Raw genomic sequence first — 25,580 nt, 5'->3', positions numbered from 1 at the left:
TTGGAACTGTGAGATTTTATGACCAATGTCCTTCCCCTCCCCACAAAACGTGATGAAAGCTGGCGCTATGGCGATCTGGCTGCATTGGAAGCTGTCTGGGGCGAACTGCCCTCTGGCCCGCAGCAGATCATAATCCCTGCCGGCACATCCGAAACCCGCCAGATTATTCAGCCAGTGCCCATTGGCGGTGTGGCGGTTACCCATCTTCATGTGCATTTGGAAGCAGGCGCACAAATGGCGCTGCACCTGCTGGCCGCCGATAATGATTATGGGCGCATGCATATTGAGGTAACACTGGCCAGAGGTGCGCATTTTGAATTGGGCGGCGCGATCATCGGTACAGGCGAGCAGACGCTGGAGATCGTCACAGAAATTACCCATGCCGAACCAGAGGCAACCAGCAATCAAGTGGTACGCTCGGTTCTGGGCGGACGCGCAACCGGCTCTTTTCTGGGCAAGGTCAATGTCGCGCGCCACGCACAAAAGACTGATGCAGAACAATCGTTCAAGGCCATGCTGCTGGAGCGTACAGCCACCGCCAATGCCAAGCCGGAGCTGGAGATTTTTGCTGATGATGTGCAATGCGCGCATGGTGCCACGGTGGGCGAGCTAGACAAACAGGCGCTATTTTATATGGCATCGCGCGGGTTGGACCCGCTGACGGCACGCCGATTGATGCTGCAAGCCTTTATCGCCGATGCATTTGTATCGGTTGCTGATGATGCTGCGCGTGAAACTATTGAAAACCGCGCATTAGAAGCATTGGAGGCCATTCTTTAGTGACTGCGCTTCTTGCCTTGATGCTATTGCAAACCGGCACGCCGACCCTTGAACTGGATTCGGCGACAATGGCTTGCCTTGAACAAGTTACGCAAAAGACGCTCGCCGACCTGACTGTTGCTCCAGATGCAGAAGAGGATTGGACGTTAGTCAAAAAGGTTGTGGCCAGTTGTGATTGCCAGATTCAAGACGCAGCTTTGCAGCAATTGCCACAGCTTGCAAAAAATGATCCATCCCTTACCCACGCTGACATTAGCGAGGCACTAAAGGATAAGGCGCAATATTTGGTAGCCTATATGATGATCGATTATTTTCGTGATGGCAAAAACCCACCATTCCCTGAAGAGATTGATGCTAATGACACAGTTGATCAAGATGTCCGTGGCTATGATTTGGAAGACAGTCAATGAACGCACCTGCCAATCTTAAAACCAGCCGCCGCGCGGACTTTCCCGGCATGTTTACGCCCGATGGCGCGCCATGGCATTATCTGGATACCGCAGCGACATCACAAAAGCCGCAAATGGTGCTGGATGCCATCGCGCGAAGCTATAGCACCGATTATGCCACTGTGCATCGCGGGGTATATGCACGCTCTGCCGATATGACCTTGGCCTATGAGGCCGCGCGCAAGCGTGTGGCGGGCTTTATCGGTGCGGCAAGTGAGAATGAAGTGGTTTTCACCAGCGGCGCAACGGACAGCATCAATCTGGTCGCGCAAAGCTGGGGCCATGCGAATATTGGCGCAGGCGACCGCATCATGCTCTCTCAATTGGAGCATCATAGCAATATCGTGCCATGGCAGATATTGGCTGAGCAAAAAGGTGCGCATATTGATGTCGCGCCTTTGACCAGCGATGGCCGGATTGATCTGGACTGGATCGCAGCGCATCTGACCGAGCAGCATAAGCTGGTTGCGCTGGCGCATATATCCAATGTCATGGGCTATGTGCTCGACGTTAAGCACGCTGCCAATATTGCGCACAAAGTGGGCGCCAAATTGTTGCTGGACGGCTGTCAGGCCGCGCCGCGCATCGCACTGGATATGCAGGCGCTGGGCTGTGACTTTTATGTTTTCTCTGCGCACAAACTTTATGGCCCGACAGGCATTGGTGTTTTATGGGCACCTTATGAAACGCTGAACGCTATGCCGCCATGGAAGGGCGGGGGATCAATGATTGATCGCGTTAGCTTTGACGGCACGACATTTGCGCCTGCGCCTGGCCGTTTTGAGGCAGGAACACCGCATATTGTTGGCGTAACCGCGCTTGATGCAGCCATTCAATATGTTGAAGGGCTGGGCATTGCGAATATTGCCGCGCATGAAAATGCGATGGCGCGGCAGGCACGCGAAGCCTTAGGCAGCATCAACACGGTGCGCCTGTTCGGGCCGGAGGATAGCGCGGGCATATTGTCCTTTGCGATTGGCGATGTGCACCCGCATGATGTAGCGACAATATTGGATGAAAATGGCGTCGCCATTCGTGCAGGCCATCATTGCGCTCAGCCGCTTATGGACTATCTGGGTGTTCCGGCAACCGCGCGCGCCAGTTTTGGTGTGTATAGCGATGAAAGCGATATCGCTGCCTTGGTAAAAGGCGTAGAGCGAGTCAGAAAAATTTTCGGGTAGGTATTGTGATGAACGAAGAACGCAAAATTGCTGTTGAAGAGGTCGATCGCGTCGATCCACCCAAAAAAGTGCGTGTGGACGACACTGTGGATGCCGCTTTGGCGCAAGAGAAAGCCGCTGAAACTGGCGAAAGCGCCTATGAAAACGCTAGTGAAAAGCTGGAGCGCAAAAAGGATTATCTGGCTGGCTTTCTGGCGCAAAAGCCCGAACCAGAGCCGAAAGCAAGTTCTGGCGGCGAACTATATGATGCGATTATCGAAACGTTGAAAAGCATTTATGACCCCGAAATTCCGGTCAATATCTATGATCTGGGCCTGATTTACGGTGTCGACGTAACCGATGATGGCCATGCAGTGGTCACCATGACTCTGACCACACCGCATTGCCCGGTGGCGGAATCCATGCCGGGTGAAATTGAATTGCAGGTTGGCTCTGTCCCCGGTGTTGGCCATGCAGAGGTTGAACTGGTCTGGGATCCGCCATGGGACCCGGGCAAGATGAGTGATGATGCCAAATTAGAACTGGGCATGTTATAAGCCCATTGCCGCGCAATAATCGCAGAAAAGCAAATTAAGGACATGTCATGAGCGACTCATCAACCACCACCAAGCGGCCAGCACCACCAGCGGCCATTATCCTGACGCCTGCTGCAGAAAAGCGCGTTGCCGATCTAATGGCAAAAGCACCGGATGATGCGATTGGCGTTAAACTCTCCACCCCGCGGCGTGGCTGTTCGGGATTGGCCTATTCAGTCGATTATGTGACCGAAGAAGCCAAATTTGATGAAAAGATCGTGACCCCCGGCGGCACATTCTATGTCGACAGCGCCAGTGTGCTCTATCTGATTGGCAGCACCATGGACTGGCAAGAAGATGATTTCACCGCCGGTTTTGTGTTTAACAACCCCAATGCCCAAGGCACATGCGGCTGCGGCGAGAGCTTCATGGTGTAACAACTGCCTATTATGCGCGGATGCTGCATGTTTCCGGCTTAGCAATATGCGGTATCAAAACTTCGCGCCCCATGAGCAATCCCTCTTTCGTTTCGACAATCTCGCAATCTTGATTGAAGCGCAGCAGCGCATCCGCTTCATCTGCATTGCCATAATATTTTTGAGCAATCCCTTCCCAGCTATCCGCGTTATTGACTTTATGAAGCGTCAGCGAATCAGGTGCTTGGCCTTTATATTGAATATCCCGCCCCGCCAGATATTTGAGATAAGGCCAATAAGACCGGAGCGATTCTGGACGATAGCGCGGTTTGTCCTGAGCAGGGAAATCAGTGTTCCAGCGCTCTGATATCGTCTCGTCCAGTTCACATGACTCAAATTCCTGCTGCGCAGCGGTTCTTTCATCATCAGCTTCAGCGCGCATCTGAAAATTCTCAAAATTGCGGGGTTCCAAAGATCCGCCAAGCAGGAAGTCACCAATGGACCAACTGGTTTTGCCCTTATCTGTAAAAATAGAAACAGTCGGATTCGGGCAAATAGGGTCAAATCCACTATCTGGGTTTTTGTCAAACGTCAGTCCAGCAAGTTCAGCGCCTTCCATAATCCATTGCAGTGTCCGGTCCGACAAGCCTCGTTCAGGGCCACCGCCGCCTACACCGCTATGGGTGCCAGGGAATATGCGCTGGCGATAGCGCTTCTCGCCACAATCGCTGTTCAACTTACCTAGGTTGCGCCAAAGGGTCGGCGCAAAATTCACGCGGCGTTCGTCTGCAGCAAGCGCATGTCTAGCACGCTCAACAAAAGGGCTTAAATCTGTGTCGTGAAAGCGATGTTTGCGGTTCAAAATATTGGAGAGCAAGAAGCTGCTAGGAATACCCATCGCGCCAACTGTATCCCAAATGCCCATATATGCGATTTTCAAATCTCTGCTGCTGCTTTGCTCTGTCCTGATATAATGTTTACGATCACTGGGCAGAAAGGCGGCACTGCTATTTTCAGAGCGGAATTGCAGTGACATTGGGCTGTCACTCGCTGCCTCTCTGCTGCCATTGCGATATAGCTTGATTGCATCATTGATTTTAAACAACCGATTCTTACGCAAGACACCGACTTTGCCAATCAAACCGACAAATGAGCGCGCCGTGAAAGCACCGCGAGAAAAGCCGAAAACATAAATTTCGTCGCCTGGGACAAAATTGAGAATCAAATGCGTATAGGCTTCCTGAATATTTTGATCCAGGCCAAGGCCGAAAATCCCTGCCAAACGGTTCAACACCCAATCTATAGCATTGCCAAAGTCATAGGTGCCAACACCTTCATCATAATAGACCATTTGGTGGACCGGCTTATTTGGGTCTGAATTGTCGATATTGCACGCCATTTGTGCGATACGCGGAACATTGGTCTGTTCGCCCTCAACAAGACGATTCCATGTCCCGTCAAAGCAATAAATTAGCCGTTTCATACGCTTTCCCCAGTTTCCCAGTTGAAGCCCTTTCATGGGCAGCGCGACCAATTATTATTGCTTGTAAACTCTCATATTATAGGCCCGTTGGCAAGAATGCGCTAACGCAGCGTAGCGATGCAGCTTGCACTATCAACCACATTGCCCGAACGATCCCGTGCCTCAACATAATTGCTGCGACGATCAGCACCGGCATTATTTTCCGGCGGATATAGGAATATATCCAATGCACAGCTTTCATTCGCAAATTGCATCTTACGCGCCTGCCCCTCAATAACGTCAAGTCTTGGAACGCCGAACAACGCCACCAGCTCATCATCGCGTTTGTTCAACACAGCTTCCAACCCGAGGGGATTAAATGCAGTTGGTGGTGGGGGCAGATTAGTCGCGCTGCTATTAGGGCGCGCCGTGCCTGCGGCACATCCACTGACCAATAATGATAGGCTGGCAACAGCCAAAACGGCTTGTAACGCCTTCATCTCCATCCCCTTTACACCCCAATATGCGCGGCTTAGCCTCAACGGGCCTTGGCATTGCTTTTAACATGGTCCTGTACCTCGCGGCCATGGGCCAGATGCGTTGCCATGGCGGTACCGATAATCATGCCCAGAAAATTGACAAGGGGAATAGTCAGAATAATAGCCGTCACCAAACCCAGCATGAAGCGTGTGCCAGCCGGGTAAAGTTTTGCATCATCATTATGTAAGCCAAAGCCTTCACCATGGCGCGCCATCATCATATCCTCAAAATCATGGCCGATAAGAACGGCATTAACCGCGACCAGCAATATAGGAAGACCGACACCGGTAAAAACCAAGGCGATATAAAAGGGCAGCATAAGGATATTAACACCCAAAGTGCGACCCAGACTTTTTAGGCCCAGCGCCAGACCATGGCCAAAGCTGGTATCATGCGCACGGATAAGCGCATGGGGATAATGTTTCACCTCCACCGCACTCACCACATCATCACCAAATATGGGGATCAGTGCCGCAGCTATAGCCCGAAACCACAGCCAGCTGGCCAAGAACCACAGAACAAATACCAAAAAAGTATCTGCCATACTCTCATAAGGCAGCAGCGCGGCATTTGAACCAAATATGCTGGCCAGACCCGCCATGATGACATCGGTCAACCAATCCACAGCCCATTTGAAAACAAAGAAAAGGCCAAGAAAAAACAAACCTGTAACCAGTGCCGATTTGGCCAATATTTTCAAAATGGCACGGTCGCCAAGCTGGCCGATGGATTTCGTAAAAGCAGTAACCATGGTGTCATAGTGCACCAAGACACCGCCCATGGTCAAGCACGGTGACCATTCCTACGACCAAAGACTTCCATGTTTCGGCCAATTGCTGCTTGAACCAGACTATCCTGTCCTATAGATGCGCTGCGAGCCGTTAAACCGGTTAGCATTATCCGGACAGAGAGTATTCCTTATGACCAGCACCCCTTCTGATACGCCCCGTTATGATATTGTGGCCATGGGCCATGCCATTGTCGATGTTATTGCCCGCTGTGAAGAGCCTTTTCTGGCCGAGCACAATATGGCCAAAGGCAGCATGCAACTCATCGATGCCGATCAAGCAACGGGCATTTATGCCGCCATGGGGCAAGGCCAGGAAGTGAGCGGTGGCTCCGCTGCAAACACTTTGGCCGCCATGGCCAATATTGGCGCAAAATGTGCCTTTATCGGTCAGGTCGCAGATGATCAGCTTGGTGAAATTTTTGCGCATGACATTCGCTCAGCAGGTGTGGATTTCACAGTCGACCCACGCGGCGGCGAGCCACCGACCGCACGATGCCTCATTCTGGTCACCAATGACGGCCAGCGCACAATGAACACATTTTTGGGCGCAGCACAGTTTTTGCCAACCGCGGCCTTGGATGAAGAGCTGGTCCGCAAATCTGACATTCTCTATCTTGAGGGTTATCTCTGGGATCCGCCAGAGCCACGCGCCGCAATGCAAAAAGCAATCTCCACTGCGCGCGCAGCCGGCAATCGTGTGGCACTGACTATGTCAGATGCTTTTGTGATTGAGCGCCACCGCGACGGATTTAACGAACTGCTGGACAATAGCAAAATCGACATTTTGTTTGCCAATGAAGTGGAAATTCTTTCCCTCACCCAATTGGATGATTTTGATGCTGCTCTGGCTGCTGTGGCACCCAAAGTGCCAACATTGGTGGTCACGCGCGGCGAACATGGCGCTGTGGCCATTGCCAATGGGCAGCGCGCCGAAGTCACGGCAGAGCCCGTTGACGAAGTGGTGGACACGACAGGCGCAGGCGATCTGTTTGCTGCCGGTTTTCTGGCGGGCCAAGCACAGGGCAAATCGCTGGAAACATCGCTAACCATGGGCGCAGTCGCAGCGGGAGAAATTATCACCCATATCGGCCCACGCGTAACACGCGACCTGCCGCCGCTTATTGCAGCGCGTCTGGACGCTTAAACCCCAATCATAATAAGCGAATTGCGAATTGCGTTAGTCTAGCCGTCTTGCTTTTTGCGGAATAATTTGCGGTCCGCCTCACCAAAGCCGCGATGCCATATAATCAGGCCATATACGCCCAATATGGCTGGTATGCCCAATGCCAGTTCCGCCCATTCAGGCAGGAACTGCGTTGCGGCCCAGCCGATGACAGCGGCAACAGCCGTTGCCCAAACCAACGCCCAGCGCCAGCCATTGACCGCTGCGCCCAATATTTTTGACAAAAGCACTGCCTTGGTCAGCGATGCAAAAGCCAGTGCCATTGAAAGCGCCAGCGCTACGCCTGCTGCCTGAAATAAGGGGCCATAACCCCAATAATCGAACAAATAGATAAATGCGAAGCTCAGCACCGCCTGAACGGCCAGCATGGCAAGCGATAACAGCAAATTGCGATGACGCGCGACATAGACCAGCACAGATTCGCTCACCACTGCAGTCGCGGCGACAACTTCAGCAATCAGCAGCAAGGCCATAGCCCCTGTGCCACCAACATAATCCGGGCCTACCAGCCCCATAACGGCCTCCCCCGGAATGGCCAGCGCCAGCGCAACACCGGCCTGAGCAGCGATAATCCAAAAGCCGACCTGACTTACCTGTTGAGCGATTTCCTTTAGCTTGCCCTCTTCCAGATTGCGGGTAATCACTGGCCCCAAAATCGGGTCAAAACTGGTTTTCAGCTTTTGTGGCAGGCTGGCAATCTGCTGCGCGACATAATAAATACCGACCACAGCAGGCGAAACAAAAATGCCCAAAATGGCAAGATCAAGCCTGCGGCTGCCCCATTCAGCAGCATCCGCCGCAGCTAACGGAATATTCTGCCGCGCTAGATCAATCAGTGCCAGCGGACGCGGGCGCCATCCATTGGGCAGACCATAGCTGCGCACCAATGGAATGATGGATGCCAGCAACGCCGCCGCCATCGACAAGGCATAAGCAATCAGCAAGCCATCGCGCGTGGAATAAAAATATAAGGCCCCGGCGGCGATACTGATGGTCCATGGTTCAATAATGGCGCGTGCGCGTACGGTTGAAGCGATATCATAACGATAGGCAAGGGCGGCGAGTGCAATATCCGAACCGGCGATACAAAAGATAATCAAGGGGAGCCAGCGATCCAGCCCGTTAATCTGGCTATTGGGGAACATAATCTGCGGCAATGCGATCAAAATTGCCGCCATCAGGGCGGAGGCAAGGGCGCTGACCAGCAAGCCATCAAGCACAACATGGATATGCGGCCTTTCAGTGCGGCTTAGCTGTTCCGCAAGGCCGCGGCGCAGACCCAATGTAGCCAATTGTGCCGCCAGTTCGATAATCAAAATGGCATAGGCAAAGCGGCCCAAGGCTTCTGGCCCATAATAGCGGCCTGCAATGAACAAAAAGGGCAAACGTGCAGCAAGACGCAGCAAAAAACCGAAGAAATTGGTCCGGCCACCCTTGGCAAGCCGGGAAATATCCTCGCCATCATCTTGCTGTTTTTCGTTATCCGGAACCGGATCGGCTGTATTGGTCAAGCCGTACCTCTTTCACTGGAATTTCCTGCCGAGCCAATTGGCCTATGCGATTTGTGCAGCAAAAGAAAGTGCCAAGCAAAAGGCGCGGCAAGCACCCAGTCCAAAGAAAAAGCGCGAATCATTCGGCCTGAAGCGGGCGCGACAATAAGGATGTAATGATATTATCAGCCGAGAAGTCACCGGATAACAAAGCGCAGACCGCGTCAACCAGCGGCATTTGCACAGCCTTCTCCCTCGCCAGCCGCTGCACCACCGCTGCGCTATGTGCGCCTTCAGCAACGGTTGCGCGATCAGCAAGCAATTGCGCAGCTGCTTTGCCCTGCCCCAAAGCTATGCCAAGCGAGAAGTTGCGCGAACTGGTTGAAGAACAGGTCAGCACCAGATCACCCAGTCCGCAAAGGCCTGTCAGTGTTTCAGGTTCGGCGCCGCATGCTTCACCAAAGCGCACCATCTCTGCATAGCCGCGGCTGATAAGTGCAGCGCGAGCATTCTGCCCCAGACCCAGCCCATCAGCCACGCCGCAAGCGATGGCGAGCACATTTTTCACCGCGCCGCCTATTTCTGCACCCATAAGATCAGCAGAATAATAGGGTCGAAAATGCGGGCGCACCAATATATTTGAAAGGCGATCCCATTGCGCGCGGTTTTCGCAGGCCAATGTCACGGCGGCGGGTTTGCCAAGGGCAAGCTCATGCGCAAATGTCGGGCCAGACAAGACCGCTATCTGTGCATCGGGTTGAGCGGATTTTGCCACCTCATGCATGAAACGGCCAGTGCTGGCCTCAATACCCTTGCAACATAAGATAAGGTCGCGCTGCGCAATGCTGTCCAGCCCAGCCAATGTTGAGGCCAGATGCTGCGCCGGTGTGACCGCCAATATGATGTTACAGCCATTGAGCGCGGATAATTCGGTGCTGGCGTGAATATCGCATGACAAGGGAATATCGGGCAGAAATGCGCTGTTTTGGTGAATACTGTTAATGGCATCTGCCACCTCTGCCTCGCGCGCCCAAAGCCGAACCTTTGTGCCATTTGACGCTATAAGCTGCGCCAATGCCGTGCCCCATGCACCGGCGCCCAGAACGCCGATAATAGGCGTCTGTTCTGATTTTGGTGATTCTGTGCTCATGCCTTTACCCCTGCGCCGCGTGCGGCAGGCGCCGTATCATCAAGGGGCCAGCGTGGCCGTGCTTTAAAATTCATGGGATCACCCTTATGACCCGCGCTCAGCAATTCCACGCCCGCCCAGCCAATCATCGCTGCATTGTCAGTGCATAGCCACATTGGCGGCGCAGAAAAGGCCAGGCTATTATCATCTGCAAATTGTGTAAGCTGGCCGCGAATATGCTGATTGGCAGCAACACCGCCGGCAATGACCAGCGTTTGTATGCCACTATCACTGCCAATCTGGCGCAATGCGAAACCAAGCCGGTCAATAAGACAATCGGTAGCCGCCACCTGAAACGAAGCCGCAATATCCGCCTTTTCATAACGGCCACTTTCAACCGCACGCAAAACGGCACTTTTTAATCCAGCAAAGGAGAAATGCGGTTCTTTTGAGCCCAATAAGGGGCGAGGCAAAGGCACGGCCGCAGCATTGCCTGATTGCGCCAGCTTTTCCAATGCCGGCCCACCGGGATAGCCAAGACCCAGCAATTTCGCGCTTTTGTCAAAAGCCTCACCCAAAGCATCATCAATCGTCGTGGCCATACGCTGATATTGGCCCGGCCCGTTCACCCGCAATATCTGGCAATGCCCGCCAGAAACCAGCAACAGCAAATAGGGAAAAGCAAGATCAGCATCATCAAGGCGCGGTGACAAGGCATGGCCTTCCAGATGATTGACAGCGATCAGCGGTTTATCGCTCGCCATGGCAAGGGATTTTGCCATGACCAACCCGACCATGACCCCGCCAATCAGGCCAGGCCCTGCCGTTGCGGCAATCGCGTCAAGATCATCCAGCGCAAGGCCACTATCTTGCAGCACAGCCGATACCATATCGGGCAGCGTCTCAATATGCGCGCGCGCTGCTATCTCTGGAACAACGCCGCCAAAGGGCTGATGCGCTTCAATTTGTGAGGCCAGCCGGTGCGACAATATCGTCCGGTCACTGCGAATAATCGCCGCCGCACTCTCATCACAGCTTGATTCTATACCCAATACCAATGTCATAGCACTTTTCTTTAGACAGATTGCACGCTAGCACCAAGGGTAATGAACACAGAAACATGCAAGACATTGCCAGCGGCCATTACCGATTTGCTGGCCACCCGCTCAATAAAGCTGGGGACACGCGGTTCACCGCTTGCCATGGCGCAGGCCTATGCCACCCGTTCAGCGCTATGTGCCGCCTATGGCCTGTCTGACGATCAAATCGAAATCATGGCCGTTAAAGCCAGTGGCGACAAAATCACTGACCGCGCTTTGCGCGAGGTTGGCGGCAAGGCGTTATGGACACGTGAGCTGGATATGCAGCTGGGCGAAGCCAGTATCGACTTTGCCGTACATTCAATGAAAGACGTCGAAACATTGCGGCCGCCCCAATTCATGCTGGCGGCGGTTCTGCCGCGCGCAGATGCCCGTGATATGCTGGTCGGTGCGGACAGTCTGGATGCCATACCGCATGGCGCGACATTGGGCACCAGTTCACCGCGGCGCGGCGCACAGATGCGCCATGTCCGCCCAGATATGTCGGTTGTTCTATTCCGCGGCAATGTGGCCACCCGGTTGCAAAAACTCGCTGATGGTGTTGCTGACGTCACCCTGCTGGCCAAGGCGGGATTGGACAGGCTGGGCCAAGACGTACACGGCACACCCTTGCCGCTTGACCAATGGCTACCTGCCGCATCACAAGGTGTTGTCGGCATTGAAACACGCGCCGATGACCTGCCGATGCAAGAGCTGCTGAACGGGATTAATCATAGTGATAGCTGGCACTGTCTGATGGCCGAACGTGCTTTTCTGGAAGCATTGGGCGGCAATTGCCATTCTGCAGTCGCGGCCTATGCCGTCCTAGAAGGCGACATGCTACATCTTGATACCGCGCTCTACAGCGAAGATGGCGCGGACTGTATTGAACGCAGCTTGGAGATCACTCTGGGTGACGCACAGAGCAATGCGGCAGCTATAGCAACCTTGGCATCCGATATGCTGAGCACTGCACCGGAATCAATTTCCCGCCTTTTTGGACCAATATAAGGATATGGCAATAAAGGCTGAGCAAAAATATGTGCCGGTAATATGGTGATAAAGCGCGATATGCGGCTGCCGCTTATCATAATTCGCCCTGAGCCGGGCGCCAGCAAAACCGCGAGCAATGCGCATATCATGGGTTTGGCAGTGGTCAAAATACCCAGTTTTGCCATTACGCCCATGGATTGGACCATGCCAAAGGGGGTCGACAGCCTGTTACTGGGCAGCGCCAATGCCGTACGCCACGCAGGAGCGGATTTGCCTCGCCTCAAATCCTTGCCGGTTTATGCCGTGGGTAAGGCCACAGCCAAAGCAGCGCAGGCAGTTGGTTTGGATGTCCGCTTTGCAGGGGCGACGGATTTGGAAGAAGCCATGGACGCATTAGCTGCCGATGGCTGGTCAAAGCCTTTACGTCTATGCGGCGCACAGCACACCGTTTTGCAGGAACGGGTTGAAATGACGGTAACGACGATCATCAACTATGCCGCAATGCCGCGCAGTCTATCAGCAGAGCAAATAGAAATATTCAAACAGCCTGCAGTCATCTTGGTGCATTCAGCCCGCGCAATGCAGCAGTTAGAGACCAACTTTTGCGATCAGGATGGTCTGACCGAAAGCATAGCTACCAAGCATATCATCATAGCGATTAGCCAGCGCACGGCAGAATATGCAACCTTACCATGGCGGCATATGGCGGTCAGCCAGAGCCCTAATGATAGCGATATGTTGAAGTTGGCAGAAAAATTTTGCGATACGGGCCATAAATAGGGTAATGCACACCATATGAGCAGCGATTATCAACCCATTTCATCTAACCGCAAAAGCGGTCTCAATTTGCGTACCCTTGTGATCATATTGGTCATTGCCTTTATAGGTGGCGGTATTGCGTCTGGCTGGGCCATATCGCGCTTTGGTCTGTTAAGTGAGGACACTTCTGCAGCACAAGCCAATACTGCCAAGGCAGAGACGCCCGAACCGGTCAAAGCTCTGGACGATCGTATATTGGCTGATGGATCCGTTGCTCCGGAAAAGCCGGTTTACAGCGAACAGGTCATTTCTGATCCTGCATTAGAGGCTGCATTGGCCCGGCGTGTTGCCGAACTGGAAGACAGAATTTCCCGTATCAATGTGCAGGCTCAGGCGGCTTCGGGCAATGCTGGCCGCGCAGAGGGGTTGCTGATCGCTTTTGCCGCACGCCGCGCACTGGAGCGTGGTTCGCCTTTGGGATATATTGAAGAGCAGCTAAAATTGCGTTTTGGTCAGGCCCAACCCAACGCGGTTGCAACAATTATTGCAGCCAGCAAAAAGCCTGTGACCATGGATCAATTGCGTGCTGGCCTTGACGATCTCTCGGCCGACACTTTGGGCCGTGATCCCCAAGAAGGTTGGTGGGCGCGGACACAGCGCGAAATGGGCGAGATTTTTGTGCTGCGCCGTGAAGATACCCCCTCACCCGCACCCAATCAGCGTTTGGAACGTGCGCGCCGTTATGTTGATAGCGGACGGGTGGAGACTGCACTGGTCGAGATAGGCAAACTTCCCAATCAAGAGGCTGCTCAAGAGTGGGTGGAATTGGCCGATCGGTTTGTGAAAGCGCGGCAAGCGCTCGATTTCATTGAAACAGCCGCCATTTTGGAACCGCGTGAATTGCGCACGGGTGCCGGGGAGCCGATCAAGCAACCCTCGCCCCTATCCGGTGAATAGGTCGGCGAGAAGTTGCTCGACCATAAGCAGAATCAAGCACGCACTTATGCTGTAAGTATCAGGAAATTATATGATAGATACGCGCAAAGAATATTCAAACAAACGTACAAATGCACCTACAGCCTTCTCATTGTCAGGCCATCGCGCATTAATAACGGGCGCATCGGGTGGATTGGGCGCGCATTTTGCCAGAGTGCTAGCAATGGCCGGGGCGGATATTGTCATCGCGGCTCGCCGTAAGGAAAAACTGGACGAGCAGGCAGAGGCTATTGCAGCACAATATGGGCAAGAGGTTATGGCTGTGTCTATGGACGTGACACAGTCCATGTCCGTCCAGGGGGCTTTTGCAGCCATTACGCAAAGCGGACCGCCATGCGACATCATCATCAACAATTCAGGCGTCGCACATATTAGCTGGATGGTCGATATGGACGAAGCGGAATGGGCAAAAGTCATGGACACCAATGTCACAGGCGTATGGCGCGTGGCCAGTGCCGCTGCCAATGCTCTCAAAACTGCGCAACAGCCCGGTAGCATTATCAATATTGCCTCTGTACTGGCCAGCAATACGGCATTGTGCGCGGGTGGTTATGCTACGTCAAAAGCGGCTGTCGCGCATATGACCCGTTCTCTGGCCGTCGAGCTGACCCGCAGCCGCATCCGCGTCAACGCCATAGCCCCTGGCTATTTTTTAAGCGATATCAACCGCGATTATCTGGAAAGCGATGCTGGAGAAAAAATGCGCCGCCGCGTGCCGATGCAGCGTTTCGGGGATTATCATGAGCTGGATGGCGCTCTGCTGCTCCTCGCTTCTGATGCTGGCAGTTATATGACCGGTACCACCATAGCCGTTGATGGTGGCCATGGCATCATGCCGGCTGCGTAAGGGAAAATGGCCGTCTTGGGGAGAGACTCTGTTTGCACTACCGCTTTGCTCCTTGAGTGCGGCTATATCAGAACTACCGCTTTGCTCCTTGAGTGCGGCTATATCAGCACTACCGCTTCGCTGCTTTAGTGCGGTTATATCAGCACTACCGCTTCGCTGCTTTAGTGCGGGCCAGCTTCTTATTTGCCTGTATGGTAAAATAGATGATCATCGACACGCCGATAATACTTGGCCCTGCCCAAATGAGCGGGTTGAAAACCTGATCGGGTATCAAGCGGATCAAACCAACTGATAAAAAGGCAGTATAGGCAGAGATACCCATACCCAATAATGCGCGAAAATGTTCGCCCACATAAGCACCCCGTGGTAATTGCTTGCGCCAGATAGCGCGCAATTGCGTGCCCATAGCCACCAACCCGATAAATGCGACTAACATCATCAGCGGCTCACCAATTGACAGCCCGTAAAGCCCGCAATTCAGCGCAGCCATAGCGACAATCACAAATATGATCTGATAACGCGGCGCACGCAAAGCAGCGCGATTGGCACGGTGTTTGACAGTGGCCAGTCCGTAATCGGCAAATCCCAATGTCAACAGCCCGAGATAGAGCATCATCCAGCCAAACAGACCATTGAACAGCACACGATCAGTAATCATCGGCAAGCGCTTTTCCGGCCCGTAAAGCGACAATAGCGCCATCAATATGGCCAATATGCCCGCACCAATAAAACCGTAACAGGCAATACGCCCCCATTTGCGATGTGCGGCGGCCCCTTTGCGCGCGATGATCGGCACCCAAAAGGCGATTAACCCCGTCGCGCCAAAAGCGACATGCAATAGGACCAGAATTTCAAACACATGCATGCGGCATAACCTATCGCAAAACCCTTTACTGCAAAAGGGGGCTATATAGTCGTTAGCCGTTTGACCGATTAGTGATCATTTGTGCTTCTGCAACCAGACGCTTTGCTTCTATTAAGTGCAGACGTTCCGTCATTTTACCATTAACCTTGAGCACGCCCTTACCTGCATTTTGCGGTTCAGCAAAGGCGGCAATGACACTCTGCGCATGCCCCAAATCCTCCGTTGATGGTGCAAAGGCCTGATTGGCCGCGGCGATTTGTGAGGGATGAATCAGCGTTTTGCCATCAAAGCCAAAGCTCCGCCCTTGTGCGCATTCCGCCGCCAATCGGTCAGCATCGCCAATGGCATTGCACACACCATCCAGAGCAATAAGGCCATAAGCACGCGCCGCAGCAACCATCTGGGTCAGCACTGGTTGAAAGGCTGTGCGCTGTGCATCGGGCACAAGCCGCATATCCTTTGCCAGATCATTGCTGCCCAGCACCAAAGCAGCAAGAGGCGATGTTTGCGCCGCTGCGGCGATGAGAGGCAGGTTGAGCACAGACGCTGGCGTTTCCACCATCACCCATAAAGCCTTAGCCAAAGCGGCCATGGTTGAGCCCAGAGACGCAATATCTTGCGGTGTATCAACCTTTGGCACCAGCACAGCATCAACCGGTAAAGTCGCGGCAAAGGCCATATCATCAGCAAACCATTCAGTATCGCGGCCATTGATGCGCAGCACAGTCTCTCGCCCATCATAACCGCCATTATCCAATGCTATTTTCAGCGTATCGCGGGCATTGGTTTTTTGTTCAGGTGCCACAGCATCTTCAAGATCAAATATGACGATATCAGCATCCAGACCACGCGCCTTTTCCAAGGCGCGCATATTGTTGGCAGGCATATATAACGCGCTGCGCCGTGGCCGAATATCAGAAGGAATATCTTTATCTGTCATGCCTCTATCCATCCTTTCTCAACCAAGTAACAGGTCAATCGCCCGCTTTGTCGCTTTCCAACTGTTCCGATGCAGCCAGCCATTTTGCCTCTGCCTTGTCCAGCCTGTCCTGGCTTGTCGCGCGTTCTTTCATTAACTCGGTCATGGTAAGATCAGCAAATTCTTTAGCGGCGGAAGACGGGTCAAACATAGCGCGATCAATCTGTGACACTATCGCAGCATAGCGCTCCATATCTTTTTCGGCCGTGCTAACGGCTTTGCGCAGATCGGCTTGTTGCTTGCGCCGCTCTGCAGCTGCTCGCCGGTCCTCTTTTCTATTACCGCCACTGGCTTTGCCCTGAGCGGCTTTGGGCTGATTTCTGCCCAGCACAAAATCGGTATAATCATTCATGCTGCCATTAAATTCCTTGGCATGACCGCTATCGACCATGACCAACCTGTCAGCCGTCAGCTCCAACATATGCCGGTCGTGACTGACCAGAATCACGGCGCCGCTATATTCGTTGAGCGCATGCACCAATGCTTCGCGGGCATCCACGTCCAGATGGTTTGTTGGCTCGTCAAGGATCAGCAGATGCGGCGCATCGCGGGTAATCATTGCCAGTGCTAGCCGTGCCCGCTCCCCGCCGGACAGTTTCCCCACCTTGACGGTTGCCTTATCGCCGGAAAAACCAAACCTGCCCAATTGCGCGCGCACTGCGCCCGGCTTTGCGTCTTTCATAAGCCGCGTCATATGCTCCAAAGGCGTGTCCGCAGTGTCGAGTTCTTCAACCTGATATTGGGTGAAATAACCGACTTTGAGCTTAGCTGATTTGTTGATCGCGCCCTTTTTGGGTGGCAACTGACTGGCCAAAAGCCGCGCCAATGTTGTCTTACCATTGCCATTACGACCCAACAAAGCCGTTCGGTCATCTGGCGCAAGGCTAAGATTTAGGCCTGAAAGAATGATATTCTCGCCATAGCCGACCGCTGCATCGTCCAGTGTGATCAATGGCGGTTTTAGCTCGGCAGGGCTAGGAAAATGAAAGCTGAGCGATGGGTCGTCAATCGCCTCTGCAATCGGTTCCATGCGTGATAGCGCTTTCACACGGCTTTGTGCCTGTTTGGCACTGTGCGCCTTTGCACCCCAACGCGAAACAAAGGCCTCTAGCTTTTGACGCTGTGCAATCTGCTTCTCACGTGACGCCGCCAATTGTGCCTGACGCTCGGCGCGCTGGCGTTCAAAGGCATTATAGCCGCCGGGATACAGCACCGTCTTGCCATGCTGGAGGTGCAAAATATGATCGACCACATTGTTCAGCAAATCACGCTCGTGACTGATCACCAATATCGTTGCTTGATAGCTGGTCAGGAAATTTTCCAGCCACAATGTCGCCTCTAAATCCAAATGGTTTGATGGCTCATCAAGCAACAGCATATCTGGCTGTGAAAAGAGCAGTGCCGCCAAAGCCACCCGCATACGCCAGCCACCGGAAAAACTGTCCATCGGCTGTGCCTGCGCTGCCTCATCAAAGCCCAGACCGATAAGAATTTTCGCCGCACGCGCTGGCGCACTGTGCGCTTCTATCATGTTCAGCCGTTCATGGATTTCGGCAATACGGTGCCCATCAGTGGCGGTTTCCGCTTCGGCCAGCAGCTCTGCACGCTCATTATCGGCAGCCAGTACTGTCTCCAGCGGCGAGGCTGCGCCTGCGGGAGCTTCCTGCGCAATATAGCCCATGCGCGCATTTTTTGGCAGATCGACACTGCCATCATCCGGCTCCAACATGCCAGCAATGACTTTCATCAGCGTCGATTTGCCCGCACCATTGCGGCCAATAAGGCCAACACGCGAGCCCGGGGGCAGCGCAGCGCCTGCGCCATCAAGAATGACCGAACCGCCAAGACGGACCCTAATATTGCTGAAATTAAGCATGGAAGCGCGTTAGCCGAGTGATACCCTATTGACCATAGCGGTTTTTATCCTGCCCTGCGCAGCCCTACATTATCCGCATGGCCCATGATAATATATGTGCGCACAAACTATTGCGCATAAAACAAAAAACCCAAATTGCTTGCGTACCGCTCCCGTTACGATTAGCTTAACCCTCAAGTAACGGCGGCATGTTCCGCCCATGATTGAAGTCAAGAGAGTAAGCCCATGGAAGAGCGTTCATCGCCCATGGCATCCGATCCCGATTTGGCAGCAAAAAGTGCTGCAGAAAATAACGGGAATGAAACGGGTGCGCAAAAATATGGGGATACCGGCACTGCCGGGATGGGAAGAGAGCGCAATGCATTGCGTGATGGGCGGAAAAGCGCTCAAAAATCTGCCAAAAATCACCGTAAAACAGCGCATTCAAAGCAGAAAAACCAAAGCCAAAAATATCAGGATAAGGCCGGTCTTGCTGCTGATATCGCTCAGCGCAGCAATGGCGGGCAGCAGCGCCGTGCCTATGGCGCAATCGATTTGGGCACCAATAATTGCCGCTTGCTCATCGCTAAGCCAGCGGGTGACAGTTTTGTCGTGGTCGATGCCTTTTCACGCGTGGTGCGCTTGGGTGAAGGGCTAGGTACAAGCGGGCGACTCAGCCAAAGCGCGATGGACCGCGCCGTCGCTGCGCTCTCCGTCTGTTCGGATAAGCTCAAACGGCGCAATGTCTGTCTGGCCCGGTCAGTCGCGACCGAAGCATGTCGCCGCGCCGAAAATGGCGCCGAATTTATCGACCGTGTGCAACGCGAAACCGGCATCATGCTCGATATTATCAGTGCCGAAGAAGAAGCACGATTGGCCGTTCTGGGCTGTCACATCCTGCTTGAACCCGGACAAGGCCCCGCCCTTATTTTTGATATTGGCGGCGGTTCGACCGAATTGGTATTGATTGATACTGACGGCCGCGCACCAACCATCCGCGATTGGGTGAGTGTGCCATGGGGGGTCGTGTCGCTGACCGAAGGCGTGCAGGTTGATAATAGCAGCTTGCAAACGCGGCAAGCCGGTTATGAAGCCATGCGGGCCAAGGCTGCGGAGAGCTTTCGCGAATTTTCTGACAGACTGCCCCGCGGTGAGGGCGATCTTTACCGCATGTTGGGCACCAGCGGCACAGTCACAACCCTGGCCAGCCTGCATCTGAAACTGCCCTGCTATAACCGTAATGCCATTGACGGGCTGATTGTCCCTTCCACATCCATGCGGCAAATCAGTCAGGATCTGGGCGGCATGTCCCCCAATGAACGCGCAAAAGTGCCCTGTATTGGCTCTGACCGTGCAGAATTGGTGATTGCCGGTTGCGCAATATTGGAAGCGATATTGGATATCTGGCCGGCTGAACGATTAGGCATTGCTGATCGCGGCATTCGCGAAGGGATATTGCGCTCACTCATGACACAATCTTCCTCACCTGCCGAACAAGCACCTGCCAAGGCCAAGCAGTCTCGCGGCAAAATGACCAGAAACGCAAAGAACGGCAATCGCCGCGCGAGACGCACATAATATGGCCATTGGTGATAAGAAAAGCGGCGGCACAGCTCGCCCCGGCAATCGCGGGCGGCAGGATAGCCAGAAACGGCTGAACAAAAAACGCGGGCGCAAACAATCATCTGCGGAATGGCTTACGCGCCAGCTCAACGACCCTTATGTCAAGCGCGCCAAGGATGAAGGCTATCGCTCCCGCGCAGCCTATAAATTGTCAGAGCTAGACGAACGCTTTGCCATCATTCGCAAATCTGCCCGTGTGGTTGATCTGGGCATAGCGCCGGGTGGCTGGTCACAGCTGGTGCGCCGCAAAGTGCCCCATGCCAAGGTTGTCGGCATTGATCTGCTGCCCGTTGACCCAATTGAAGGCGTTACCATTTTCGAGATGGATTTTATGGATGACGCAGCACCTGACAAGCTGATGCAAGCGCTGGACGGTAAGCCCGATCTGGTGCTGTCCGATCTGGCTGCCAACACTGTCGGCCATAAACAGACAGACCATTTGCGCACCATGGCATTGGTCGAAACAGCTGCTGATTTTGCTATTTGCAATTTGGTTGAGGGCGGCACTTTTGTAGCCAAGGTTTTTGCCGGCGGCACCGATAAGGAATTGCTGATGCTGCTCAAAAAACATTTCACCAGCGTCAAACACGCCAAACCGCCAGCCAGCCGCAAAGGCTCATCCGAATGGTATGTCATCGCACAAGGCTTTCGCAGCAGCAAAGATGATAGCAGCAATGCTGATGGCCCGTCTGGCACGCAGGCAGGCTAGGTGACATTGCTATGAGAGCGGCCAGCTGTCTCTTGTCCGTGATAGCTTTAGCAGCGCCCATAAGCGCAAATGCCCAAAATATTGCAGGTGTTCCAGGGCCGGTTATTAAAGAGGGTGAGCGTTCGGCGCAGTTCCGCCTCGCCTTTGACCCTGATACGGATGAGCTGGTCCAGCGCCTGCATTATCAGCAATCACTCAGCAGCAAGGTGCGCTGGCGTATCCAATTGCAATCGCGCAGTGGTCCGGCAGAGACAATAGAGGCCGATTTTGTGCAAGGGCAATTATGGCTGCAATTAACGCCTGATAATAGTGACGATACAAAACGGTTATGGCATAGCGGGGTGCGATTTGATCTTCGACTGGAGGCAGACGGCCCACCCGGGCGCGCCGCGATAAACTGGATCAACCAGTTCCAGCTAAGCAAGACAGTCAGTGCCCGGCTGTTTGTGCAAGGTGCCGTACAAATAGGCGATGGTGCCATGGATGGCGTGCTGTTGCAAAGCCGCAGCCATCTTAATTGGCAGCTCAATGATGCGGCTATCGGCATAGAGCAGTTCAACACATTTGGCGCGACCAGCAATTTACCAAGTTTCTCTGATCAGTCGCATCTCATCGGCCCTTATGCGCGTATCCCGCTTGGTGATGGCTGGTCCTTATTTGGCAGTGCGTTATTCGGCATTACTCCGGGCAGTGATAATGCCAATCTGCGGATATTTGTTGGCAAGAGTTTCTGAATTCCGCAGTTTCTTCCATTTGGTCCTCGGGCAATCTGATCATTCCTAAATCGTAATGATGAGTGTGCCGAGGCAGTTTTTTATCAATTTGCTAACCACTCATTAACCAATTTCCTTCACTCAAGTTTCTGAAGTGTAAAGGCACGAACAGCCTAACGCACAAATTAAGGGTGGAATATCATGGCTAATAATCCCAACAATGTTGATGTTGCAGTTATCGGAGCGGGTCCTGCAGGACTGACCGCCGCCTATTTGCTGAGCAAAAAGGGCTATTCGGTTACGGTTATTGAGAAAGACGAGAAATATGTTGGCGGCATCAGCCGTACTGTCGAGTTTGAAGGCTATCGCTTTGATATTGGCGGACATCGCTTCTTCTCAAAAAGTCAGGAAGTGGTCGATCTGTGGAATGAAATCCTGCCGGACGACTTTATTCAGCGCCCGCGCATGAGCCGCATTTATTATGAAGGCAAATTTTACAGCTATCCGCTGCGTGCTTTTGAAGCGCTGTGGAATCTGGGCATTTGGCGCTCAACGCTTTGCATGGTAAGCTATGCTCGTTGGAAAATGTTCCCGAAAAAAGACGTGAAAAGTTTTGAAGATTGGGTCGTCAACCAATTTGGCTACAAACTCTATTCCATCTTTTTCAAAACCTATACGGAAAAAGTATGGGGCATGCCGTGCGACGAAATGTCCGCCGATTGGGCAGCGCAGCGCATTAAGGGGTTAAGCCTGTGGAGCGCAGTAACCGATGGTCTGAAACGCTCTTTGGGTCTGAACAAAAAACCAAATGATGGCATGGCCACCAAAACCCTGCTGGAAACCTTCCGCTATCCGCGGCTTGGCCCCGGCATGATGTGGGATGCTGCACGCGATTTTGTACGCAATAAAGGCAATACAGTCATGATGGGTCATGCGCTGAAACAATTGGCGCAAGACAGTGATGGCAATTGGCGGATGAGCACCGATGCACAGGATGGCGGCACAGTGATTACCGCCAAACATGTCATCAGCTCTGCCCCAATGCGTGAGCTTTCTGCGCGTATTCACCCGCTGCCAACATCATCTTTTGAAGCGAAAAAACTTAATTATCGCGATTTCCTGACCGTTGCCTTGATGGTAAAATCAGAGGATCTCTTCCCCGACAACTGGATCTATATTCATGATGACCGCGTTCAGGTCGGCCGGGTGCAAAACTTCCGCAGCTGGTCACCGGAAATGGTGCCCGATGCTGATATGGCCTGTGTTGGCTTGGAATATTTCTGCTTTGAAAATGACGGGCTTTGGTCATCAAGCGATGAAGAATTAATCGCACAGGCCACGCGCGAAATGGAAATATTGGGGCTGTGTGACCCCAAGCAAGTGGTTGGCGGCGCAGTGGTGCGTCAAGAAAAGGCCTATCCGGTCTATGATGATGAATATGAGGCCAATGTTGAAGCGATGCGTTCTGATCTGGAAGAGCGCTTCCCAACACTGCATATGGTCGGCCGCAATGGCATGCACCGGTATAATAATCAGGATCACGCCATGATGACGGCGATGCTGACGGTGGAAAATATCGAAGCCGGATCGCGCAAGTTTAACATTTGGAATGTTAATGAAGATGCCGAATATCATGAAGCTGGCGATGAGGGTGCGGAAAAACTGCTGGAAAATCAGCAAGCTGTACCGGCGACAGGTGTTGAAGCTGAAGGTCAATTGACCGAAGGCCAGAAAATCGCGCTTCAGTCAGAGCGCGATGTACCCAAACGGGTCGGTGAAAAGCAAAAAATAAATCGCGCAGCGTAAAGCTGCTCGGTTGATCCGATGGCAATCAATGCATTAGCAAGAGGGGCTTTGATATTATGTCAAACAGCACATTCTCATCAATAACCGCTATAATTGACAGGCTGCGCAATTTTACAGCCTTTCGCTATCTGCTGGTGAGTGTTGGGGCTCTTATCGTCGACATGGTCGTTTTTCTGGCGATTTTGAGCGTCAGCGCCGCCGCTGCGGCAGCGTCTGCGATAGGATATTGCTGCGGCATTATCGCGCATTGGTTGTTGTCATCTCGTAAAGTCTTTGCAGACCGGGTTGCCAGTGGCGGATTTGACCGTACACGACAAAAGGCAATGTTTGTGATTTCCGCACTTATCGGGCTGGGGTTGACAGTGATCATCGTCGCAAGCGCCGACCAAATGGGCTTTGACGCGCGCATCGCCAAATTGGCGGCCATCGCAACCAGCTTTGTTGCCACATATTTGCTGCGCAATCACCTTGTCTTCCGGCAATGGGTCTGACCAGGCCTATTCATTAGACCGGATTGATCGTTTTTGAGGATGCCAGATGGCCAGTGTAATTAAAGCAGATACTTTAGCGCAGATAGCAGCGCATGACAGTATCCGCCCTGTGCGGTTTTCTGCTGTCATTGGCATATGGGCCCTGCTCAGTGTCATCCTTTTGGTGATTGCCGCGCCCAATATCGTCGCTGTACGATTCCCTGATCCTGATGATCTTTTGCGTCTGCTTCAGGTCCGCGATTGGTTGAATGGCCAGGAATGGTATGATGTTAAACAATATCGCATGAACGCCCCTGATGGCGCACCCATGCACTGGTCACGCATTGTCGACCTGCCCATCGCCATTATCATAACCGTGCTGACCCCGATATTGGGTTCAAGCAGCGCTGAAATGGCAGCACTTATCATTATTCCAGCGATCACCTTGCTGTGTGTCATGTGGGCTGTTGCGCAACTGACGAACCGTTTGGGAATAGGCAGCTCTGGCCGAGATGCGGCCTATCTGGCTTGCTTAATCGTGGGAATGCTGGTTCCCGTCATTCATCAGCTTCGACCCATGCGGATAGATCATCATGGCTGGCAAATTTTTCTCGCGCTTTTGGCGTTAAAAGGGCTGTTGCATCTGCGTCCAGAGCGCGGCGCTTTGTTGAGCGGTGTCGCATTGGCTGTCTGGTTATCCATCTCTATGGAAGGCCTGCCAATGGCCGCCGGTTTTATGGCAGCTTTTGCCATTTTGTGGTTGTGCAATGCGCAACATCGCGGTTTGCTGGTCACTGCTATGTCCGGCCTGACCGCAGCAAGCGCAATATTATTCATGGCAACGCGGATTTTTTCCGCTGATGGATGGGTGCAATATTGCGACGCGATCTCGCCGGTCCATATTGGCGTATTTGCGCTTGGCACAGGAATGCTGGCTATATTGTCACGCATAAATCCTGCCCAGCGCCTCGCCATTGTGGCAGGTTTCGGGTTTACCGGCAGTGCGGCATTGGCATTATTATATAGCGCTGCGCCGCAATGCGCGAGCGGCGCCTTTGGGCAGCTTGACCCGCTGGTTGATAGTTTTTGGTATCAACGTGTCTATGAAGGTCTGCCATTATGGCAGCAAACAACGGGCAAAATTATCCAGAATATCGCCATTCCAGCTATAGCCTTATTTGCCCTTCTCATCCACTGGCTGCGCTTTAACCGCCGCAATCAGGCAGATATGCTCCAGAACTTTTTTAATTTCCTGCAAACTGCGCATGGCCGCACTGCCTTTATGCTGCTGGTAGCAATCGCCATCGCCTCACTGGTTGAGCGTGCAGCTGGCGTGGCCTGTATCTTTGCCTTACCGATAGCTGCCAACCTTCTGATATTATTGCTTAAGAAAGTTCGGCGATTTAACTCTCCATTGGCCCGTATAGGGGGAACTTTAGGCGTTTTTACCATGATCGTTCCCGGTCTTTTGGTTGCACCCGCAAGCGCTCTAATAAGTAAAAGAGCACAAAAGTTTGAAGAACTGACCGCGATTGTTCAAGATGCCGAAAAATGTCAGCAAATTGAGCAGCTACGGCTTATTCAGGAACTGCCTGTTGGCAATATCATGACACCGCTGGATATGGGTCCGGCCATATTGTTCGCCAGTGATCACAAAGTCGTTGCCAGTGGTCACCACCGCAATGACACTGCCATGCGCGATGTGCTAAATTTCTTTAGTGGCAACAAAGATGCGGCCTATAGCATCGCAAAACAGCGCGATATCGATTATGTGATGTATTGCGAAAACGTCGCAGAAGTCATGCTCTATGCGCATTATAAACCTGATGGCTTTATGGCAGAGCTGCGTAATGATAATGTCCCGCAATGGCTGGAACCTGTCACACTGTATGGCGCCGAAGGCTTGCGCGTTTGGCGTGTAAAGCGGTAACATGCCCTTAGCTGGCCAAGT

The 25,580-nt window shown here is 53.0% G+C and carries 25 protein-coding genes; 16 read left to right on the top strand and 9 right to left on the bottom strand.

Annotated features, from left to right (window positions below):
• Positions 1–18 precede the first annotated feature (18 nt).
• From ACR9YC_RS00305 to ACR9YC_RS00285, 5 genes are read left to right on the top strand one after another with little or no spacing between them, the layout of a single operon-like run.
• Positions 19–780: a SufD family Fe-S cluster assembly protein gene (locus ACR9YC_RS00305; protein ID WP_438728574.1), complete on the top strand. Its 762-nt coding sequence runs from the start codon at positions 19–21 to the stop codon at positions 778–780.
• Positions 780–1,190, top strand: a complete 411-nt coding sequence (locus tag ACR9YC_RS00300) for a hypothetical protein (protein WP_438728573.1) — start codon at positions 780–782, stop codon at positions 1,188–1,190. The genes ACR9YC_RS00305 and ACR9YC_RS00300 overlap by 1 nt, the downstream gene beginning before the upstream one ends.
• A complete protein-coding gene (locus ACR9YC_RS00295; protein WP_438728571.1) occupies positions 1,187–2,410 on the top strand; it encodes an aminotransferase class V-fold PLP-dependent enzyme in 1,224 nt (407 codons plus the stop codon). The genes ACR9YC_RS00300 and ACR9YC_RS00295 overlap by 4 nt, the downstream gene beginning before the upstream one ends.
• 8 nt (positions 2,411–2,418) lie before the next feature.
• Positions 2,419–2,946 (top strand): SUF system Fe-S cluster assembly protein, encoded by a 528-nt coding sequence (locus tag ACR9YC_RS00290; protein ID WP_438731871.1) that lies wholly within the window; start codon positions 2,419–2,421, stop codon positions 2,944–2,946.
• A gap of 47 nt (positions 2,947–2,993) precedes the next feature.
• Positions 2,994–3,362 (top strand): HesB/IscA family protein, encoded by a 369-nt coding sequence (locus tag ACR9YC_RS00285; protein ID WP_438728569.1) that lies wholly within the window; start codon positions 2,994–2,996, stop codon positions 3,360–3,362.
• A gap of 10 nt (positions 3,363–3,372) precedes the next feature.
• On the opposite strand, the gene ACR9YC_RS00280 is transcribed toward ACR9YC_RS00285, so the two are convergent.
• The 3 genes from ACR9YC_RS00280 to ACR9YC_RS00270 form a co-directional block, all read right to left on the bottom strand.
• Positions 3,373–4,824: a DUF2235 domain-containing protein gene (locus ACR9YC_RS00280; protein ID WP_438728567.1), complete on the bottom strand. Its 1,452-nt coding sequence runs from the start codon at positions 4,822–4,824 to the stop codon at positions 3,373–3,375.
• Positions 4,825–4,925: 101 nt separating this feature from the next.
• Positions 4,926–5,303: a hypothetical protein gene (locus ACR9YC_RS00275; protein ID WP_438728565.1), complete on the bottom strand. Its 378-nt coding sequence runs from the start codon at positions 5,301–5,303 to the stop codon at positions 4,926–4,928.
• Positions 5,304–5,341: 38 nt separating this feature from the next.
• Entirely contained in the window at positions 5,342–6,124 is a 783-nt protein-coding gene (locus ACR9YC_RS00270; RefSeq protein ID WP_438731868.1) for an EI24 domain-containing protein, read from the bottom strand.
• 139 nt (positions 6,125–6,263) lie between these two features.
• Between ACR9YC_RS00270 and ACR9YC_RS00265 the strand changes: the two genes are divergently transcribed.
• Entirely contained in the window at positions 6,264–7,277 is a 1,014-nt protein-coding gene (locus ACR9YC_RS00265; RefSeq protein ID WP_438728563.1) for an adenosine kinase, read from the top strand.
• A gap of 38 nt (positions 7,278–7,315) precedes the next feature.
• On the opposite strand, the gene ACR9YC_RS00260 is transcribed toward ACR9YC_RS00265, so the two are convergent.
• From ACR9YC_RS00260 to tsaD, 3 genes are all read right to left on the bottom strand, one after another.
• Positions 7,316–8,827 (bottom strand): oligosaccharide flippase family protein, encoded by a 1,512-nt coding sequence (locus ACR9YC_RS00260; protein ID WP_438728561.1) that lies wholly within the window; start codon positions 8,825–8,827, stop codon positions 7,316–7,318.
• Between the two features lie 118 nt (positions 8,828–8,945).
• Positions 8,946–9,956, bottom strand: a complete 1,011-nt coding sequence (locus ACR9YC_RS00255; RefSeq protein WP_438728559.1) for an NAD(P)H-dependent glycerol-3-phosphate dehydrogenase — start codon at positions 9,954–9,956, stop codon at positions 8,946–8,948.
• Positions 9,953–10,999: a tRNA (adenosine(37)-N6)-threonylcarbamoyltransferase complex transferase subunit TsaD gene (gene tsaD, locus ACR9YC_RS00250; RefSeq protein WP_438728557.1), complete on the bottom strand. Its 1,047-nt coding sequence runs from the start codon at positions 10,997–10,999 to the stop codon at positions 9,953–9,955. Before tsaD ends, ACR9YC_RS00255 begins: the two co-directional genes overlap by 4 nt.
• Positions 11,000–11,041: 42 nt before the next feature.
• Between tsaD and hemC the strand changes: the two genes are divergently transcribed.
• The 4 genes from hemC (at position 11,042) to ACR9YC_RS00230 (ending at position 14,609) form a co-directional block, all read left to right on the top strand.
• Positions 11,042–12,025, top strand: a complete 984-nt coding sequence (hemC, locus tag ACR9YC_RS00245) for a hydroxymethylbilane synthase (RefSeq protein ID WP_438728555.1) — start codon at positions 11,042–11,044, stop codon at positions 12,023–12,025.
• A 42-nt stretch (positions 12,026–12,067) separates the two neighbouring features.
• Entirely contained in the window at positions 12,068–12,787 is a 720-nt protein-coding gene (locus tag ACR9YC_RS00240) for a uroporphyrinogen-III synthase (protein ID WP_438728553.1), read from the top strand.
• A 15-nt stretch (positions 12,788–12,802) separates the two neighbouring features.
• Positions 12,803–13,723, top strand: a complete 921-nt coding sequence (locus ACR9YC_RS00235; RefSeq protein ID WP_438728551.1) for a hypothetical protein — start codon at positions 12,803–12,805, stop codon at positions 13,721–13,723.
• 70 nt (positions 13,724–13,793) lie between these two features.
• A complete protein-coding gene (locus ACR9YC_RS00230; RefSeq protein WP_438728549.1) occupies positions 13,794–14,609 on the top strand; it encodes an SDR family NAD(P)-dependent oxidoreductase in 816 nt (271 codons plus the stop codon).
• Positions 14,610–14,754: 145 nt separating this feature from the next.
• Here the strand turns inward: ACR9YC_RS00230 and ACR9YC_RS00225 are convergent, their stop codons facing one another.
• From ACR9YC_RS00225 to ACR9YC_RS00215, 3 genes are read right to left on the bottom strand one after another with little or no spacing between them, the layout of a single operon-like run.
• On the bottom strand, positions 14,755–15,474 hold the full coding sequence (locus ACR9YC_RS00225) for a hypothetical protein (RefSeq protein WP_438728547.1): 720 nt from the start codon (positions 15,472–15,474) through the stop codon (positions 14,755–14,757).
• 52 nt (positions 15,475–15,526) lie between these two features.
• Positions 15,527–16,414 (bottom strand): HpcH/HpaI aldolase/citrate lyase family protein, encoded by an 888-nt coding sequence (locus ACR9YC_RS00220; protein WP_438728545.1) that lies wholly within the window; start codon positions 16,412–16,414, stop codon positions 15,527–15,529.
• A 34-nt stretch (positions 16,415–16,448) separates the two neighbouring features.
• Positions 16,449–18,329, bottom strand: coding sequence for an ABC-F family ATP-binding cassette domain-containing protein (locus ACR9YC_RS00215; RefSeq protein ID WP_438728543.1), 1,881 nt, complete (start codon positions 18,327–18,329; stop codon positions 16,449–16,451).
• Positions 18,330–18,554: 225 nt separating this feature from the next.
• Between ACR9YC_RS00215 and ACR9YC_RS00210 the strand changes: the two genes are divergently transcribed.
• From ACR9YC_RS00210 to ACR9YC_RS00185, 6 genes are all read left to right on the top strand, one after another.
• Entirely contained in the window at positions 18,555–19,886 is a 1,332-nt protein-coding gene (locus ACR9YC_RS00210; RefSeq protein ID WP_438728541.1) for a Ppx/GppA phosphatase family protein, read from the top strand.
• A 1-nt stretch (position 19,887) separates the two neighbouring features.
• Positions 19,888–20,640 carry an RlmE family RNA methyltransferase gene (locus ACR9YC_RS00205; protein WP_438728539.1) on the top strand — a complete coding sequence of 251 codons (753 nt, stop codon included), beginning with the start codon at positions 19,888–19,890 and terminating at the stop codon, positions 20,638–20,640.
• An 11-nt stretch (positions 20,641–20,651) separates the two neighbouring features.
• Positions 20,652–21,374 (top strand): hypothetical protein, encoded by a 723-nt coding sequence (locus tag ACR9YC_RS00200; protein ID WP_438728537.1) that lies wholly within the window; start codon positions 20,652–20,654, stop codon positions 21,372–21,374.
• A gap of 180 nt (positions 21,375–21,554) precedes the next feature.
• Complete coding sequence (locus ACR9YC_RS00195; RefSeq protein WP_438728535.1) at positions 21,555–23,159, top strand: NAD(P)/FAD-dependent oxidoreductase; 1,605 nt, start codon at positions 21,555–21,557, stop codon at positions 23,157–23,159.
• A 56-nt stretch (positions 23,160–23,215) separates the two neighbouring features.
• Positions 23,216–23,650, top strand: coding sequence for a GtrA family protein (locus tag ACR9YC_RS00190; RefSeq protein WP_438728534.1), 435 nt, complete (start codon positions 23,216–23,218; stop codon positions 23,648–23,650).
• Between the two features lie 46 nt (positions 23,651–23,696).
• The gene (locus ACR9YC_RS00185; RefSeq protein ID WP_438728532.1) at positions 23,697–25,559 is read left to right on the top strand and encodes a hypothetical protein; all 1,863 of its coding nucleotides are present in this window, start codon (positions 23,697–23,699) and stop codon (positions 25,557–25,559) included.
• Positions 25,560–25,580: the final 21 nt, after the last annotated feature.

It is taken from the genome of Parasphingorhabdus sp. DH2-15 (genome assembly GCF_051668705.1).
Lineage (GTDB): Bacteria > Pseudomonadota > Alphaproteobacteria > Sphingomonadales > Sphingomonadaceae > Alterisphingorhabdus.
This window is presented reverse-complemented; position numbering and strand designations above follow the sequence as displayed.